The 16,136-nt window shown below is 72.1% G+C and carries 16 protein-coding genes; 4 read left to right on the top strand and 12 right to left on the bottom strand.

Annotated features, from left to right (window positions below):
- Positions 1-44 precede the first annotated feature (44 nt).
- The 5 genes from IEY99_RS27605 to IEY99_RS27585 form a co-directional block, all read right to left on the bottom strand.
- Positions 45-626, bottom strand: coding sequence for a type III secretion system chaperone family protein (locus IEY99_RS27605; RefSeq protein WP_189207002.1), 582 nt, complete (start codon positions 624-626; stop codon positions 45-47).
- 129 nt (positions 627-755) lie between these two features.
- Positions 756-1,418 (bottom strand): DUF8185 domain-containing protein, encoded by a 663-nt coding sequence (locus IEY99_RS27600; protein WP_189207001.1) that lies wholly within the window; start codon positions 1,416-1,418, stop codon positions 756-758.
- Positions 1,415-1,831 carry an acyl-CoA thioesterase gene (locus IEY99_RS27595; RefSeq protein ID WP_189207000.1) on the bottom strand — a complete coding sequence of 139 codons (417 nt, stop codon included), beginning with the start codon at positions 1,829-1,831 and terminating at the stop codon, positions 1,415-1,417. Before IEY99_RS27595 ends, IEY99_RS27600 begins: the two co-directional genes overlap by 4 nt.
- A complete protein-coding gene (gene ettA / locus IEY99_RS27590; protein WP_189206999.1) occupies positions 1,824-3,500 on the bottom strand; it encodes an energy-dependent translational throttle protein EttA in 1,677 nt (558 codons plus the stop codon). Before ettA ends, IEY99_RS27595 begins: the two co-directional genes overlap by 8 nt.
- Positions 3,501-3,620: 120 nt before the next feature.
- Positions 3,621-4,163 carry a hypothetical protein gene (locus tag IEY99_RS27585; protein WP_189206998.1) on the bottom strand — a complete coding sequence of 181 codons (543 nt, stop codon included), beginning with the start codon at positions 4,161-4,163 and terminating at the stop codon, positions 3,621-3,623.
- Between the two features lie 129 nt (positions 4,164-4,292).
- Here IEY99_RS27585 and IEY99_RS27580 point away from each other — a divergent pair, with 129 nt between their 5' ends.
- Positions 4,293-5,735 (top strand): alpha,alpha-trehalose-phosphate synthase (UDP-forming), encoded by a 1,443-nt coding sequence (locus IEY99_RS27580; protein WP_189206997.1) that lies wholly within the window; start codon positions 4,293-4,295, stop codon positions 5,733-5,735.
- Here IEY99_RS27580 and IEY99_RS27575 read toward each other — a convergent pair.
- Genes IEY99_RS27575 through cobC form a run of 4 tightly spaced genes read right to left on the bottom strand, consistent with a single transcriptional unit; the run spans position 5,724 to position 9,427 of the window.
- The gene (locus tag IEY99_RS27575; RefSeq protein ID WP_229799299.1) at positions 5,724-6,098 is read right to left on the bottom strand and encodes a VOC family protein; all 375 of its coding nucleotides are present in this window, start codon (positions 6,096-6,098) and stop codon (positions 5,724-5,726) included. The genes IEY99_RS27580 and IEY99_RS27575 overlap by 12 nt on opposite strands.
- A 28-nt stretch (positions 6,099-6,126) precedes the next feature.
- Positions 6,127-7,320 (bottom strand): uroporphyrinogen-III C-methyltransferase, encoded by a 1,194-nt coding sequence (gene cobA, locus IEY99_RS27570; RefSeq protein ID WP_189206996.1) that lies wholly within the window; start codon positions 7,318-7,320, stop codon positions 6,127-6,129.
- A complete protein-coding gene (gene cobT / locus IEY99_RS27565; RefSeq protein ID WP_189206995.1) occupies positions 7,317-8,369 on the bottom strand; it encodes a nicotinate-nucleotide--dimethylbenzimidazole phosphoribosyltransferase in 1,053 nt (350 codons plus the stop codon). Before cobT ends, cobA begins: the two co-directional genes overlap by 4 nt.
- Positions 8,366-9,427, bottom strand: coding sequence for an Rv2231c family histidinol phosphate aminotransferase CobC (gene cobC, locus IEY99_RS27560; protein ID WP_189206994.1), 1,062 nt, complete (start codon positions 9,425-9,427; stop codon positions 8,366-8,368). The genes cobT and cobC overlap by 4 nt, the downstream gene beginning before the upstream one ends.
- A gap of 72 nt (positions 9,428-9,499) precedes the next feature.
- On the opposite strand from cobC, the gene IEY99_RS27555 reads away from it, so the two are divergent.
- Positions 9,500-11,719, top strand: coding sequence for a transglycosylase domain-containing protein (locus IEY99_RS27555; RefSeq protein WP_189206993.1), 2,220 nt, complete (start codon positions 9,500-9,502; stop codon positions 11,717-11,719).
- 212 nt (positions 11,720-11,931) lie between these two features.
- Here IEY99_RS27555 and IEY99_RS27550 read toward each other — a convergent pair whose 3' ends face one another.
- Both IEY99_RS27550 and IEY99_RS27545 read right to left on the bottom strand, forming a co-directional pair.
- Positions 11,932-12,534 (bottom strand): TIGR03086 family metal-binding protein, encoded by a 603-nt coding sequence (locus tag IEY99_RS27550; protein ID WP_189206992.1) that lies wholly within the window; start codon positions 12,532-12,534, stop codon positions 11,932-11,934.
- Between the two features lie 137 nt (positions 12,535-12,671).
- Positions 12,672-14,363 carry a cobyrinic acid a,c-diamide synthase CobB gene (locus IEY99_RS27545; RefSeq protein ID WP_229799298.1) on the bottom strand — a complete coding sequence of 564 codons (1,692 nt, stop codon included), beginning with the start codon at positions 14,361-14,363 and terminating at the stop codon, positions 12,672-12,674.
- Between the two features lie 104 nt (positions 14,364-14,467).
- Between IEY99_RS27545 and IEY99_RS27540 the strand changes: the two genes are divergently transcribed.
- Positions 14,468-15,271 carry an SURF1 family cytochrome oxidase biogenesis protein gene (locus tag IEY99_RS27540; protein ID WP_189206991.1) on the top strand — a complete coding sequence of 268 codons (804 nt, stop codon included), beginning with the start codon at positions 14,468-14,470 and terminating at the stop codon, positions 15,269-15,271.
- On the opposite strand, the gene IEY99_RS27535 is transcribed toward IEY99_RS27540, so the two are convergent.
- A complete protein-coding gene (locus IEY99_RS27535; RefSeq protein ID WP_189206990.1) occupies positions 15,244-15,618 on the bottom strand; it encodes a hypothetical protein in 375 nt (124 codons plus the stop codon). The two genes, IEY99_RS27540 and IEY99_RS27535, sit on opposite strands and share 28 nt — an antisense overlap.
- Here IEY99_RS27535 and IEY99_RS27530 point away from each other — a divergent pair.
- Positions 15,602-15,925: a hypothetical protein gene (locus IEY99_RS27530; protein ID WP_189206989.1), complete on the top strand. Its 324-nt coding sequence runs from the start codon at positions 15,602-15,604 to the stop codon at positions 15,923-15,925. The genes IEY99_RS27535 and IEY99_RS27530 overlap by 17 nt on opposite strands.
- The last annotated feature ends 211 nt before the right edge of the window (positions 15,926-16,136 follow it).

Raw genomic sequence — 16,136 nt, 5'->3', positions numbered from 1 at the left:
GCGAAAGGCCGGGCCTGCGGGCCCGGCCTTTTCCATGTGACGAACTACAACAGAGCACCTTCGTCGTGCAGCCAGTCGACGAAGGAGGTGGCCACCGCGGCGCCGCAGTCGATCATCTCGACCAGGAGGGCGTCGTGGGCGCCGGAGGCCAGCGGCACCTGCAGCTCCGCGTAGATCGGCAGCTGGCCACGCTCGGTGGGGTCGCCGACGTACGCCTTGCAGAAGCGTCGCGTGTGGTTCCACTCGTTGACCACGCGGTAGGCGCGGTCGGCCCAGTCGGGCGGGACGGTCGCGTGCGGACGGGCCCGCATCACGAGGATCTCGTCGTCCGGCCCCTCCAGGGTGAACAGCACCGCGTGCCGCTCCCACATCGCCAGCAGGCTGCCGCCGCCGTCGGCGAGGAACCGGATGTCGAGCAGGTCCAGGGCTTTGCCGATCCGGGTCAGGTCGACCGGGGCGACCTGCTCGGGCTCATCGATCGTGGACAGATCGGCGGAGGACATCGCCGAGCGCTCGGGCTCACGCTGTGCCGGTACTCCGACACGGACAGTGCTCTGCACGGCGACCTCGCCGCTCTCGCGCTCGTTGTCTCCGGACGATCCGGGACGCCATGACCACCACGGCATCGTTGTGCACCTCACTCCCCAGCAGGTCAGCCGCCGGACGTGGCGGGTGGCCCGGGGGCGACGGTACCCGTACAGGTCGCGGAGGTCATCCCCTCAAAGGGAGGGCGCGACCGGACAACCGATGCAGCATCACCCTTTCGGGTGACCCCCTATAGACATAACAGTCAATTCTTGGACGGGCTGTAGCCACGCAACTCCATATGGTGCCGAAAGACCCACCCATCGTCCCGCTGTGCACACGCGCGCTCCCGGACCGTCCATGTCGGCCGGTCCGAGGAAACCCATCCGGGAGACCGCCTGAACGAGACGCTGCGGCACCGTCACCGAGCCACCGTCGGCCGGAGTGACGACCAACGCGACGTGATCCAGGAGGGCGTCACGCACGGCTCGCTGCCCCACCGCGCGACCACTCAGCCCGCCCGAGGTGACCTCACGCAGAGTGCCGGCCGCCGCGGTCGCCAGGCGGCTGAGCTCCGCGGTGGCGACCGACTCGACGACCCGCACCCGGGCCGGCGGCAGCGGCCAGCGCCAGTCCGCGTCCCGGCGCGGCGGCAGCTCCTCGCCACCGGCGGCCAATGTGGACAGCAACGCGTCCGCGGACACCGTCGCGTCGCCCGGCCCGGGCCCGGCCACCTCGCGGGTGACCAGGACGCCCCACGGCAGCCGGGCCCACAGCGCCGTACGCCCGGAGCGGCTCGACCGCAGCCGCACGGCGACCGTGCGGTCGAGGCGGGTCAGCCGGGCGAGGAACGCCCCGGCGTCCGGAACTCCGGTGATGCCGTGCCCGGTCACGCCGCCGACACTTCCCGGTAGGGCTCGAGGAAGGCCCGCTCCTCCGCCGTCAGCCGGCGGGGGAAACCCTCCGCCAGGTTGTACGGCACGCACACCGACCGGGCCCGGCTCGCGAGCACGTCGCCGTCGAAGAGCTCGTAGGAGACGGTGAAGGCCGCCACCCGCAGCTCGGAGACCCACAGCTCGATGCGGACGGAGTCGCCGTAGTCCACCGGGCGCAGGTAGTCGATCTCGTGCCGGGAGATCACGATGCCGTCCTCGAACGAGGTGAGTCCCTGCGCCCGCGCGCCGACGAAGAACATGGCAACGCGCGCCTCCTCGTACAGGGTGAGGAAGCGCGCGTTGTTGACGTGGCCGTACGCGTCCATGTCGGACCAACGCACGGCTGCGTCGTAAGTGAACCTCTTAGTCACGCGTGAGCTTGCGGTAGGTGACGCGGTGCGGGCGGGCCGCCTCCGCGCCGAGGCGATCGATCTTGTTCTTCTCGTACGCCTCGAAGTTGCCCTCGAACCAGAACCAGTTGTCGGGGTCCTCCTCCGTGCCCTCCCACGCGAGCATGTGGGTGGCGACCCGGTCGAGGAACATCCGGTCGTGGGAGATGACCACGGCGCAGCCGGGGAACTCCAGCAGCGCGTTCTCCAGGCTGCCGAGCGTCTCCACGTCCAGGTCGTTGGTCGGCTCGTCGAGCAGGATCACGTTGCCGCCGATCTTCAGCGTCAGCGCCAGATTGAGCCGGTTGCGCTCACCACCGGAGAGGACCTTGACCGGCTTCTGCTGGTCGGGGCCCTTGAAGCCGAAGGCCGCCACGTACGCCCGGGAGGGCATCTCGACCTTGCCGACCATCAGGTGGTCGAGCCCGTCGGAGACGACCTCCCACACGGTCTGGTCGCCGTCGAGGCCGGCGCGGTTCTGGTCGACGTACGAGAGGTGGACGGTCTCGCCGATGCGGACCGAGCCTTCGTCCGGCTGTTCCAGGCCGACGATGGTCTTGAACAGCGTGGTCTTGCCGACGCCGTTCGGGCCGATGATGCCGACGATGCCGTTGCGCGGCAGCGAGAACGACAGGTGGTCGATCAGCGTGCGCCCGTCGAAGCCCTTGACCAGGTCCTTGACCTCGATCACCGTGTTGCCCAGGCGCGGGCCCGGCGGGATCTGGATCTCCTCGAAGTCGAGCTTGCGGGTCTTCTCCGCCTCGGTGGCCATCTCCTCGTAGCGGTCGAGGCGGGCCTTGCTCTTGGTCTGGCGGGCCTTGGCGTTGGAGCGGACCCACTCCAGCTCCTCGGAGAGGCGCTTCTTCAGCTTGGCGTCCTTGCGGCCCTCGACCGCGAGACGCTGGGCCTTCTTGTCCAGGTAGGTGGAGTAGTTGCCCTCGTACGGGTACGCCCGGCCACGGTCCAGCTCGAGGATCCAGGTGGCCACGTTGTCCAGGAAGTACCGGTCGTGGGTGATGGCGATGACGGTGCCGGCGTACTTGGCGAGGTGCTGCTCCAGCCACTGCACGCTCTCGGCGTCCAGGTGGTTGGTGGGCTCGTCGAGCAGCAGCAGGTCGGGTGCCTCGAGCAGCAGCTTGCAGAGCGCCACCCGGCGGCGCTCACCACCGGAGAGCTGGGTGACGTCGGCGTCCGGGGGCGGGCAACGCAGCGCGTCCATCGCGAGTTCGAGCTGGGAGTCGACGTCCCAGGCGTTGGAGTGGTCGAGCTCCTCCTGGAGCCTGCCCATCTCCTCCATGAGCTCGTCGCTGTAGTCGGTGGCCATCTGCTCGGCGATCTTGTTGAAGCGTTCGAGCTTGGCCTTGGTCTCCGCGACCGCTTCCTCGATGTTGCCGAGGACCGTCTTCGCGTCGTTGAGCGGGGGCTCCTGGGCGAGCATGCCGACGGTGTAGCCGGGCATGAGCCGGGCCTCGCCGTTGCTGACCTGGTCCACGCCCGCCATGATCTTCAGGAGGCTGGACTTACCGGCGCCGTTGGGACCGACCACCCCGATCTTGACCCCGGGCAGGAAGTTCAGCGTCACGTTGTCGAGCACGACCTTGTCGCCGTGCGCCTTGCGCGCCTTCTCCAAGGTGTAGATGAACTGGGCCACGGTGCGGCCTACCTCCGTGATCGTGGTTTCCGGTGCCGGAACGAGAGCACAATCTTTCCAGGTCGCTCCCCGGCCACTGACGACAACCCCGCCCGGCCCGCGCGGATTCCCGCCGCCGGCTCACTCGACCTCGACGTCGTGGCGCTCCTCGCCCTTCTTCGTCTTGATCCGCAGCTCGCTCATGTTGACGAAGAACTTGTTGCCGTCGTCGGCGGTGGCGACGTACGTGTCACCCTCGCTGGTCACCCGGGTCAGGAAGAGCGCCGTCTTCCCCTCGATCCACTCGGACTCCTCGTCGCCCCGGTTCGCCTGGTAGACCAGCGCGCCGTCGGGGGTCTCGCAGATCCAGACCGTCGTCTCCGTCCCCGTGTCCGACGCCAAGTCCGTGGTTCGCACGCGCAGGACCTGGTGCAACGTGCCGGTGATGCCGCGTCGCTCGGCGGTCTCCTGCATCTGCTCCGGGCACTCGGTCCGTTTGTCGGTGCTCACCTGGGTATCCGGGGTGCCTGGGGCGTCCGAGCGCTCGGCGACGGGGACCGCCTCGTGGCGGGTGCCCAGGACGAAGCCCGCCGACATCCCGATGACGCTCAGGAAGATCGTGGCGATGACCACAGGAAGGAACAGTGGTCGTCGTGGCGGGGGAAGATCAGCGGGCAGGCTCACCGGCCAAGGATGGCATCCGCTTTCCAGACACGGCGCCGCACGGCCGGAAGATGTCTCAACGCGCCCCGCGCGCTTACGCACAGTAGGCTCAGGGGCGGGGAACCAGAACGACCCGGAGGTGCACTCAGCGTGGCCGAACGAAGTTCCTTCGTCGTAGTCGCCAACCGCCTGCCCGTGGACGAGGTCATCGTCGACGGCGAGCGGCAGTGGCGCCCGAGCCCGGGCGGCCTCGTGACCGCCCTGCATCCGGTGCTCGTCCAGCACCGGGGCACCTGGATCGGGTGGGCCGGTGGCGACGGCGAGGCGCCGGAGCCGTTCGAGCTCGAAGGCATCCACATCCATCCCGTTCCGCTCAGCGCCGAAGAGCTCGAGCGCTACTACGAGGGCCAGTCGAACGCGACGATCTGGCCGCTCTACCACGACGCCGTCGAGACGCCCGTCTACAAACGGCGCTGGCGCGAGGCGTACCGGACGGTCAACCAGCGTTTCGCCCAGGCCGCGGCGGACGTCGCGGCGCAGGGCGCGACCGTCTGGGTGCAGGACTACCAGCTCCAGCTGGTGCCGGCGATGCTCCGGGAGATGCGCCCGGACCTGCGGATCGGCTTCTTCCTGCACATCCCGTTCCCGCCCATCGAGCTGTTCATGCAGATGCCGTTCCGCGCCGAGATCCTGCGCGGCCTGCTCGGCGCCGACCTGGTCGGCTTCCAGCAGCGGCTGGCCGCGCAGAACTTCGTCCGGCTCGCCCGGCACCTGCTCGGCCTGCGCTACGAGGGCCAGTCGATCCAGGTCGACGGCCGCAAGGTCAAGGCGGGCGCCTTCCCGATCAGCATCGACACCGCGGACATGGAGCGCATGGCCGCCGACCCGAAGGTGCAGGCCCGGGCCAAGGAGATCCGCGCCGAGCTGGGCGACCCGGAGACGATCATCCTGGGCGTCGACCGGCTGGACTACACCAAGGGCATCGAGCTGCGGCTCAAGGCGTTCCGCGAGCTGCTCGCCGACGGCAAGCTCAACGTGCCCGACGCGGTGATGGTGCAGGTGGCAACCCCGAGCCGGGAACGCGTCGAGCACTACCAGGCGCTGCGGGTGAAGGTGGAGCGCGAGGTCGGGCGGATCAACGGCGAGTTCGGCAAGGTCGGCATGCCGGCCGTGCACTACCTGCACCAGTCGTACAGCCGGCAGGAGCTGGCCGCCTTGTACGTGGCGGCGGACGTCATGATGGTCACGCCCCTGCGCGACGGCATGAACCTCGTCGCCAAGGAGTACGTCGCCTGCCGCTCGGACCGCGGCGGCGCGCTGGTGCTCAGCGAGTTCGCCGGCGCGGCGACCGAGCTGCGCCAGGCGTTCCTGTGCAACCCGCACGACCCGGACGGCGTCAAGGACGCGTTGCTGCGGGCCGCGGGCGCCGAACCGGCCGAGCTCAAGCGCCGCATGCGGGTCATGCAGCGGCACCTGCGCACCCACGACGTCGCCGAGTGGGCCCGTTCCTTCCTCGCCGAGCTGGGCGTCACCGAGACGGTCGACGAGGTCACCGAGGCGGACGGCGCCGATGCGGACGGCTCACCGGAATAGGCAGAAGGGATGGCCGGCCGGGTCGAGGTAGACCCGGACGTCCTCCTGCGGCTGGTAGCCGGCCTGGGTGGCCCCGGCCTTCTCGGCGTGCGCACAGGCCGCGTCGAGATCGTCCACGTGGATGTCGAGGTGGACGCTCATCTGCGGGTCCCCGGGGCCGGCCGGCCAGACCGGGCGCACGTAGGCGGGCTCGGTCTGGAAGGACAGCCCCGGACCGCCGCCCGGCGCGCCCAGCTTCACCCAGCCCGGCTCGTCCTGCACGACGCTCCAGCCCAGCAGGCGCTGGTAGAACGCCGCAAGCTCCTGCGCGTCCGGGGAGTCGAGGACGACCCCGGCAACGGTCATCTGCGGTCGCTCACTCATGGGCGTGGATTACCCACCCGTACGGTGACTATCCCAGCACGGGAACGACCTCGCCGATCACCACCACGGCCGGCGGGCGCAGCCCCGCCGCGGCGGTCGCCGCCGCGACCTCGCCCAGGGTGCTCCGCAGCACCCGCTGCCCGCTCGTCGAACCCTCCTGGACGACGGCCGCCGGGGTGTCGCCCGGGCGTCCCTCGGCGAGCAGCCGCTCGGCGATCCGCGGCAGGTTCTTGAGACCCATGAGAATCACCAGCGTGCCGCGCAGCCGGGCCAGCGCCGCCCAGTCCACCAGCGACTGGTCGCTGTCCGGCGGGACGTGCCCCGACACGACCGTGAACTCGTGCGCCACCCCGCGGTGGGTGACCGGTATGCCGGCCAGCGCGGGCGCGGCGATCGAGCTGGTCACCCCGGGCACCACCGTCACGGGTACGCCCGCCTTGGCGCACGCCAGCGCCTCCTCGCCGCCGCGGCCGAAGACGAACGGGTCGCCGCCCTTGAGCCGCACCACGACCTTGCCGTCCAACGCCCGCTCCACCAGGACCCGGTTGATCTCCTCCTGGGCCACCGAGGGCCCGTACGGGATCTTGGCGGCGTCGACCAGCTCGACTTCGGGACGCAGCTCGTCGAGGAGCATGCCGGGCACCAGCCGGTCCGCCACCACGACGTCGGCGCGGTTGAGCAGCCGGCGGCCCTTGACCGTGATCAGCTCCGGGTCGCCGGGGCCGCTGCCGACCAGGAAGACCTGGCCGGGCTGGTCGCGCCGGGCGACCAGCTCGTTGTTCTCCAGCGCGGCGGCGACGAGGTCGCGCAGCGCCATCGCGTTGCGGCGGTCGCCGCCGTCGGTCACCGCGACGGTGATCTGTCCCTGCCGGGTCACCGCCGGGGTCCAGGCCGTGGCGGCGTCGCGGTCGTCCGCGCGTACGCAGAAGATCCGGCGCTCCTCCGCCGCGACGCTGACCTGTGCCGCCGCCGCGGGGTCGTCCACCGCCACCTGGACCAGCCAGGCGCCGTCCAGGTCGGACGGCGCGAAGCGGCCCTCGCGCCAGGTCAGCCGCCCGGCGTCCAGATGCGCGCGCAGCGCCGGGGTGAGCACCGGCGACACGACCCGGACCCGGGCGCCGGCATCCAGCAGGGCCGGAACGCGGCGGGTCGCCACCGCTCCGCCGCCCACGACGAGCACCTGGCGGCCCTCGAGCCGCAATGCCAGCGGGTAGAGGCTCACTTCTCCGAGACCCCCGCCGAGTCGAAGGTGGCGACCTCGCGCAGCACCCGCACGGCGCCCGCGACCAGCGGCAGCGACAAGGCGGCGCCGGAGCCCTCGCCGAGCCGCATGCCCAGATCGAGGAGCGGGGTCAGGCCGAGGTGGGCGAGCGCCACGGTCGCGCCCGGCTCGGCGGAGCGGTGTCCGGCGACCATCGCCGCGACGGCGTCCGGCGCGAACGCCGCCGCGACCACGGCCGCCGAGGCCGCGATGACGCCGTCGACCAGCACGGGGACGCGGCGGGCGGCGGCGCCGAGGAGGAAACCGGCCAGGGCGGCGTGCTCCAGGCCGCCGACGGCGGCCAGCGTTTCGAGCGGACGGCCCGGGTCCGGGCGGTGCAGCGCCAGGGCCCGGGCGACCACGTCGACCTTGCGGGCGTACGTGTCGTCGTCGATCCCCGTGCCCCGGCCGGTGACCGCGGCGGGATCGGCGCCGGTGAAGGCCGCGATCAGGGCCGCCGCGGGGGTGGTGTTGGCGATGCCCATGTCGCCGGTGAGCAGGCACCGCGCCCCGCCGTCGACCAGCGCCCCGGCGACCGAGATCCCGGCCTCCAGCGCGGCCCGCGCCTCGTCGGACGTCATGGCCGCCGTGACGGCCAGGTCGCGGGTGCCCCGGCGCACGTTGGCGTCCAGCAGGTTGTCGCCGCCGTGCAGCGGTACGGCCACGCCGACGTCGACCACCATGAGCGAGGCGCCGACCTGCCGTGCGAACGCGTTGATCACCGCTCCCCCGCCGACGAAGTTGGCCACCATCTGCGCCGTGACCTCCTGCGGCCAGGGGGTGACGCCTTGGGCGTGCACCCCGTGGTCCCCGGCGAAGACCGCGATGGCCGCGGGCTCCGGCATCGGCGGCGGGCAGGTGCCGGCGAGGCCGGACAGGCGTACGGACAGCTCCTCGAGCGCGCCCAGGGAACCGGCCGGCTTGGTCAGCCGGGACTGCAGCTCACGGGCGGCCGCCATGGCGGGCTCGTCGGCGGGCCGGATGGCCGCGAGGGTCGGCTCCAGGGTCACGGTCGCTCCTTCACCACGTCGGTCAGCGCCGCCAGAAACGCGTCGCTGGTGGCAGTGTCGCGTACGGCGATCCGCAGCCAGTCGGCGCCCAGCCCCGGGAAGGTGTCGCCGCGGCGCACCGCGTACCCGCGTTTGCGCAGCTCAAGGCGCACCTGGGCGGCGCCGGAGAGGCGTACGGCGACGAAGGCGCTGGCCGGCTCGCCGGCAACAGTGACATCCGGCACGTTGCGCAGGCCGGCAACCAGATGGTCGCGCTCGGCGGCGAGGGCGGCGGCGATGTCGCGCTCGGCGGCGACGGCCACCGGCGACGCGCAGGCCTCGGCCGCCGCGAGGGCCGGAGTCGACACCGCCCACAACGGCTGGGCCGCGGCCAGCCGGCCGATCACCTCGGGTGCCGCCAGGACGTAGCCGATCCGCAGGCCCGCCAGGCCCCAGGTCTTGGTCAGGCTGCGCAGGACGACCAGGCCGGGCAGGTCGGTACGAGCCGCGAGCGACTCGGGCTCGCCGGTCACGCCGGCCCGCCACGTGGTGTCCGAGAAGGCCTCGTCGACGACGAGGATGCGACCCGGCCGGGCGAGCGCGGCGAGGTCCGCGGCGGGGTGCAGGACCGACGTCGGGTTGGTGGGGTTGCCGACGAAGACCAGGTCGGCGTCGTCCGGCACGCTCGCCGGGTCCAGGCGGAAGCCGTCCGGCTCGCCGAGCAGCACCCGGCCCACGTGGTGACCGGCGTTGCGCAGGGCCGCCTCCGGCTCGGTGAACTGGGGATGCACGACCACCGGGCGGCGCGCCGCGACCGCCCGGGCGATCAGCACGAAGGCCTGCGCGGCGCCGGCGGTGAGCAGGACCTCCGCCGGGGTCCGGCCGTGCCGCCGCGCGACGGCGGCGGTGGCCCGGGTGGCGTCCGGATAGGCGGCCAAGCCGGTCAGGGTCGCCGCGATCGGATCGGCGAGCCAGCGGGGCATCGGGTGCCGCCGGACGTTGACCGCCAGATCGACCATCCCGGGTGCCACCTCGGCGTCGCCGTGGTGGTGCAGATCCATCTCCACAGCGCTCAGCATGCCGGATGGGAAACCCGAGGTCACTTCGGCCGTTCCGTCAGGACATGAGGCTTTTTGTCATACCTTCGAAGGGTGACGAAGACCGGACTCGCCAAAGCTGGACGACTCGCCCCGCTCATCCGGGCCGGACTCATCGCCGGACTTGCGATCGCCGGCTTGCTCTTCCCGCTGGTCGCCCTCGCCGGCGTCGGGGCGAAGACCGGTGCGGACGCCCTGCAGAGCATGCCCGAGCAGCTCACGGTCGTGCCGTCGGCGCAGACCACCTACGTGTACGCCAGGGACGGCAAGACGCTGCTCACCATGTTCTACGAGGAGCACCGCAAGCCGACCAAGATCGAGGACATGTCGCCGTTCATCACGAGCGCGATCGTGGCCTCGGAGGACACCCGGTTCTACCAGCACAACGGCGTCGACCCCAAGGGCGTCGCCCGCGCCTTCGTCGCGAACCAGCAGGCCGGCGGCGTCTCGCAGGGCGCGTCGACGCTGACCATGCAGTACGTACGGATGGCCCTGCGCGACGGCGCGAAGACGCCCAAGGAGGCGCTCGAGGCCACCGAGCAGACCACCGAGCGCAAACTGCGCGAGATGCGCCTCGCCATCGAACTGGAGCAGCGCATCTCGAAGCAGGAGATCCTGCAGCGGTACCTGAACTCGGCGTACTTCGGGCACCGCGCGTACGGAATCTTCGCGGCCTCGGAGGTCTTCTTCTCCAAGACGCCCAGGGACCTGAGCCTGACCGAGGCGGCCCTGCTCGCCGGCCTGGTCAAGGCACCCTCGGCGTACGACCCCGCGGTCAACGACCAGCGCGCGGCGACCGACCGGCGCAACTACGTCATCGACCAGATGCTCGAGATGGGCTCGATCACCCAGGCGCAGGCCCGGTCGGCCCAGAAGGCGAAGATCAGGCTCAACCTGACGTCGCCGCCGAACGACTGCGTGTCGGTGCCCCAGGAGGAGAACGACTGGGGCTTCTTCTGCGACTACCTGCGCAACTGGTGGATGGAACAGCCCGCCTTCGGCGCCAGCGCGCAGGAACGCCTCGCCAACCTGCGCCGCGGCGGCTACAAGGTGGTCACCAGCCTCGACCCGAAGATCCAGGCGTCGGCGATGAAGCACATCCTGGACAAGGAGAAGCGCCGCAGCGTGTACGCCCACGGCGAGGTCGTGATCGAGCCGGGCACCGGCCGCATCAGGGCGATGGCGGTGAACCGCCGCTACTCGCTGGACCAGAGCGACAACGGCGAGCACAGCGACCGCCGCCGGCGCGACCAGGTCCGCGGCAACTACCCCAACACGGTCAACCCGCTCCTCGGCGGCGGCGACATGGCCGGCTACCAGGCCGGATCCACCTTCAAGATCTTCACCATGCTGGCGGCGCTGGAGGAGGGCATGCCGCTGAGCACGAGCTTCTACTCCCCGCAGCGCTTCGTGACGAAGTACATCACCGCGCCGGGCCCGGCCACCTGCGGCATCCGTTGGTGCCCGAAGAACTCCAGCAAGTCGATGACCGGCCGGCAGACCATGTGGAGCGGCTTCGGCAAGTCGGTCAACACGTACTTCGTCCAGCTCGAGCAGAAGGTGGGCGCGGAGAAGGCGGTCCGGATGGCGGAACGGCTCGGCCTGAAGTGGCGTACGGAGATCGACCAGAAGTACGCGCGACCCGAGCACGCCAGCGGCTGGGGGGCGTTCACCCTCGGCGTGAGCGACGCGACGCCCATCGAGATGGCCAACGTCTTCGCCACCCTGGCGGCCGAGGGCAAGTACTGCCAGCCCATCCCGGTCCAGATGATCAACACCCGGGACGGGGCCAGCCTGGAGTTCGAGGGCAAGAAGGTCGCCGGGCCGCGCTGCCACCAGGAGCTGAGCCCCCAGGTGGCCCAGGCGGCGACCGACGCGGCCCGCTGCGTGACGGGCTACGGCGCGGCCGAGGGAGGCTGCGGGGGCTGGTCGACCTCGCCGATGGTGCACGCGACCCTGAGGCGGCCGGTGGCCGGCAAGAGCGGGACGACGGACAGCAACCGGAGCGCCTGGTTCTGCGGCTACACCCCGCAGCTGGCGGCGGCGGCCTTCGTGGCCGATCCCGACAACCCGGACAACACGGTGGGAACCAGTCGGGGAACGATCTCGAAGTTCACGGTGGCGGAGACGCTGAAGGACGCCCTCAAGGGCCTCCCCAAGGCCAAGTTCACCCCACCACCCGCGGAAATGGTCCACGGCAACGACAACCGCGACAACAACGACCGGCGCGACGGCGACGGCGACGGCAACGGCAACTGGCGCGACGGCGACTGACGCGGCCTCTTCCGCACCCCGCTGGGCCTCACCCGGCGTTCTGGTCCGCGCGAGGCCGAGCGGGACCCGCGTTCTGGTCTGCGCGTGGCCGAGCCGAACCCGGCGTTCTGGTCCGCGGGCCGAGCCCACCCGGCGGCCTCGTCCGCGCGCCGCCTCGCGCACGCGCCGCCGAGCCACACCAGGAGTGGGCCGGATGGTGGAGCCCGGATCTGTCAGCGGGCGGCTGGGGCGGGGCGCCAGTGGGGGTTGCGGCCTGCGAGGGCGACCGCGTGGTCGAGGAGTGTCGCCTCGTCGTCGGTGTCGATCACGGGGCCGAAGAGGCCGGGGGTGCCCTCCTCCGGGCCCTGGGACAGGAACTCGATCAGGTGCTCGAGGATGCGCGGGTCCACGGCGTATTCCTGGCCGGTCGCGCGGGCCAGGTCCCAGCCGTGCATGACGAGCTCGTTGATCGCCACGGTGCCCATGGCGGCGGCCGGCATGGTGACGCCGCCGGCCTGGGCCGTGCCTTCCCAGGCGGTCGGTTGCTTCCAGGCGGTGGAGAGGTCTTCGAGGACCACGGGGAGCCGGCTGCGCCAGTGGGGCGAGAGGTTCGCCGCGGAAGGCGGGGGCGGCGGCGAGGCGGTGACGGCGTCGGTCTTCTTCTGCGCCGCCTGGGTGAACGCCCAGCAGAGACCCATCAGGTGATCGAGCAGGTCGCCGACCGACCACTCGGGACAGGGCGTCGGTGCGGTGAGATGCTCGTCGGTGACGCCGAAGAGCAGTGCCCGGATCCGACGGACCGGCGGGTCGAAGTCCAGGGGCACACGATCTGCCACGGCCGTTCTCCCTTCTCGCTGACCCTCCCACCGTAAAGCCGCTCTCCGACAATTGCCGGACGGTGTGTCGAGCCCCGACACGCCGTGCGCCACGAGCGGAGACCGACCTTCCGGAAGCGGGACTCCGGCCGTACCCGTCAGGGGTTGGTGGGTGTCACGGCCGAGAGCGACAGGGTGACCTCGCCCGGGTCGTCGCCGGGTGAGCCGGCGGGGGAAGAGGCCGGCTGAGCCGGCACCGGGCCCGACGGCCCGGCACCCTGCGGACCGGCACTCTGCGGCCGGGCACTCTGCGGACCGGCACCCTGCGGCCGGGCACCCTGCGGACCGGCATGCAACGGCCCGGCACTCTGTGGTGCGGCACCCAGCTGGCCGGCGGCCGCCGGACCTGCCGGTGAACCGGCGATCATCCCGGGCGGTACCGGAACCGAGACCTGCACGGTCGCCGGGGCCTGGACCGCGACCGGCAACGCCGCTGCGACGACCCGGCGGGCGATCTCCGGCGCACCCGCCCAGTGCAGCCCCAGCTGCGAGGCGTGCACCTGCCGCCAGACGAAGCCCTCGGGATGCCCTCCCGACCACGTCCACGCCGGAACCTGCCCGGCACGCGGCGTGACGATCGCGCGGTGCTGCTTGTAACCGGTGATCCGCACCCCGGCCGGCGCGAGGGCGGACGGGGCCGGCGCCGTCGCCTCGCGGTAGCCGGCCACCGTCTGGGCGGCCGTCGTCGCGGACGCGTCGAGGACTGCGCACATCGGGCGGCCGTCGAAGTCGCGGGTCAGCCAGGGCAGGCCGACCCCCTCGGCGATGATCGGGCCGCCGTCGTGGGCGAGTTGCGCGACGGCGGCGCACAGGCGGCGGTTCGCGGAGAGCTCCTCCGCGTACTCCTCCGGGAGGCCCGCGCCGATCATGAGGGCCCGGGTCCCGGGCGGGAGGGCCTCGTCACGGAGCGGGTCGATCACCGCGACGTCGGCGCCGGCCGCCGTCAGGAGCTCCGCGGTCTCCACGTACGTGTACGGCGCGCCCGGACCGCCGGCGAGGGCGATCACCGGGCGGTGCTCCGGCCGCAGCGGTGGTTCGCCGGTGGCCTCGGCGAGGGCGTCCGCCGGGGACCAGGGCGCGCCGGGCAGCGCCGGAGCGGTGTTCGCCAGCGCCATGATGCGGTCGAGATCCAGGGCTTCGGCGACGATTTCACCCAGTCGGCGTACGGCGCGGACGGCCTCCACCGTACGGTGGGCGACCGGCACCGGGCCCTGCGCGCGAGCCGGCAGGATCGCGGGCAGGTCACCGCGGCGGAGCGCGCCGAGCACGGGCATCCCGATGTCGTCCAGGGCGGTACGCAGCATCTCCTCGTGCCGCGGCGACGCCACCCGGTTCAGCACGACGCCGCCGAGGTGCACCATCTCGTCGAACATCCGGAAGCCGTGCACCAGCGCGGCGAGCGAATGCCCCATCGCGGCGACGTCCACGACGAGCAGGACCGGGGCGCGCAGGGCGGCCGCTACCGCCGCCGTACCGTCGATCTCGGGCTGGCCCGTCAGGCTGTCGAACAGGCCCATCGCGCCCTCGATGACGGCAACCTGCGAGCCGGCCGCGCCGTGCGCGAACAGCGGGGCGACGCGGTGCGCGCCGACCAGGCGGGGATCGAGGTTGCGGCCGGGCCGGCCGGCGGCGAGACCCAGGTATGCGGCGTCGGTGTGGTCCGGGCCCACCTTGAAGCCGGCCGCGGGCACACCTCGCGCGGCACAGGCGGCCAGCAGCCCCACCGCGATCGCGGTCTTCCCGTGCCCGGACGAGGGGGCGCTCACCACCAGACGTGATTGGGTGGTCATCAGTGGCTCCCTCGGGGATACGGAAAACGCCGCCGACGTGATATTGGCCGCCGGAAGTCGCACCCTACCTGCCAACCGCCAGCCCGCGTCGGTAGCCTCGGGTCGTGTACCGGTTCCTGCTGACCCCCCGCTGGCTCGCCGCGGCGGCGCTGACCGTGGCCGCCTCGGTGGCCATGGTGTTCCTCGGCAACTGGCAGCTCCACCGGTACCAGGAGCGCAAAGCGGTCAACGAGCGCATCGACGCCGCCGATGCGACGCCACCGGCGCCGCTGACGTCCGTGCTGGCCAAGCCCACCGCGACGGGCACGCTGGGCGAGCGGCCCGGCGAGGACAAGGCGTGGACGAAGGTCACCGTGACGGGACGGTACGACGCCACGCACGAGATCCAGGCCCGCGGGCGTACGGTCAGCAGCAAGGTGGGCTTCGAGATCCTGACCCCGCTGGTCCTCACCGACGGGACGGCGGTGCTGGTGGACCGCGGCTGGGTCCCCTCCGCCAACGGCGACGCGGTGTCCCCGCCGGTGGCACCCCCTCCCCCGGCGGGCGAGGTGACGGTGGTGGGCCGGCTCCACCTCTCGGAGAGCCGCCCGGCGCCGATCACGCAGCGGGACGGCCGCATCGACACCCGCCGGATCGCGCTGCCCGGGCTGGCGGAAAAGCTTCCCTATCCCGTGTACGGCGCCTACATCCTGCAGAGCGAGCCGGCGGAGGGGTACTCCCCGATCCCGATCAACCACGAGGACGCGTGGCAGAACGGCGGCTACGCGGTCCAGTGGTGGACGTTCGCGGTGATGGCGCTCCTGGCGTACGGGTGGCAGGCCCGCAAGGAGGCACACGGGGACACGCCGAAGAAGCGGCTGGACCGGGTGGAGGAGGCCGATCAGCGCGCCGGGGCCGCGCCGTCCTGATCCGGTGCCCGCTGGGCTTTTCGGGTGTTCTCGTGCCCGGCTAGGGTTTTGGGGGTGACGTTCCCCCAGGATCCGGCCCCGAGCGACCCGTGGAGCGTGCCCGCCCCGCCCCCGCCCGCTTCGTTCCCGCCCACTTCACCGGCGCCCGGTTCACCACCGCCCGCCTCGTTTCCGCCCGCTTCCTCGCCGCCCGCCTCGTATCCCCCGGCGGCCTCACCACCCGTCTCATTTCCGTCCGCTTCGCCGCCGCCCGCATCGCCGCTGGCCTCGTCCGTGCCCGCCTCGGACGCGTGGGCCGCGCCGGGCCCGGTCATCGTCCAGATCGGCGACATGGGGGTGACGTCCACGGTCGTCCACACCCCGGCCGGAGACATCCCGCTCGCGGGGTCGACCTGGACGGTCAGCGACTACTGGCACCACGAGACGAAGATCCCGACCTGGGCGATCGTGGCGTCGATCGTGGGGTTCTGTGTCCTCACGGTGTTCAGCCTGCTGTTCCTGCTGGTCAAGGTGACGATCCCGCGGGGAACGGTGCAGGTGAGTCTGACGAACGGGACCCGGCAGTATGTGGCCCGGATACCGGTGACGGACCAGGCACAGGTCACGTTCGTCCACCAGCAGGTCAACTACGTCAGATCGCTGGCCGCCCTGTAACCCCGATCCCGCAGCAGCGGTCAGTTCCTGGACGTCCCCGACAGAGGCCACAGGGGCACCGCGCACGATCCAGCGACGCCGCCAGGCGCCGGAACACGCCGCCGCCGGACGCCGCGACACGCCGCCGCCAGACGCCGCGACACGCCGCCGCCAGACGCCGCGACACGCCGCCATCAGACGCCGGGACACGCCGCGGTCAAGGGCCGGGATG

The sequence above is a fragment of the Couchioplanes azureus genome, assembly GCF_014648355.1.
Lineage (GTDB): Bacteria > Actinomycetota > Actinomycetes > Mycobacteriales > Micromonosporaceae > Actinoplanes > Actinoplanes azureus.
Note: the sequence above shows the minus strand (reverse complement) of the source record. Positions and strands in the feature narration are given on the sequence as shown.

What these genes read in the sequence shown, in the direction of transcription:
- cobC (WP_189206994.1), bottom strand. Translation starts at nt 9,427, where the DNA reads ATGCTGAGCGCTGTGGAGATGGATCTGCACCACCACGGCGACGCCGAG.
- IEY99_RS27575 (WP_229799299.1), bottom strand. Translation starts at nt 6,098, where the DNA reads ATGAGTGAGCGACCGCAGATGACCGTTGCCGGGGTCGTCCTCGACTCC.
- IEY99_RS27545 (WP_229799298.1), bottom strand. Translation starts at nt 14,363, where the DNA reads ATGACCACCCAATCACGTCTGGTGGTGAGCGCCCCCTCGTCCGGGCAC.
- IEY99_RS27605 (WP_189207002.1), bottom strand. Translation starts at nt 626, where the DNA reads ATGCCGTGGTGGTCATGGCGTCCCGGATCGTCCGGAGACAACGAGCGC.
- IEY99_RS27530 (WP_189206989.1), top strand. Translation starts at nt 15,602, where the DNA reads ATGGGGGTGACGTCCACGGTCGTCCACACCCCGGCCGGAGACATCCCG.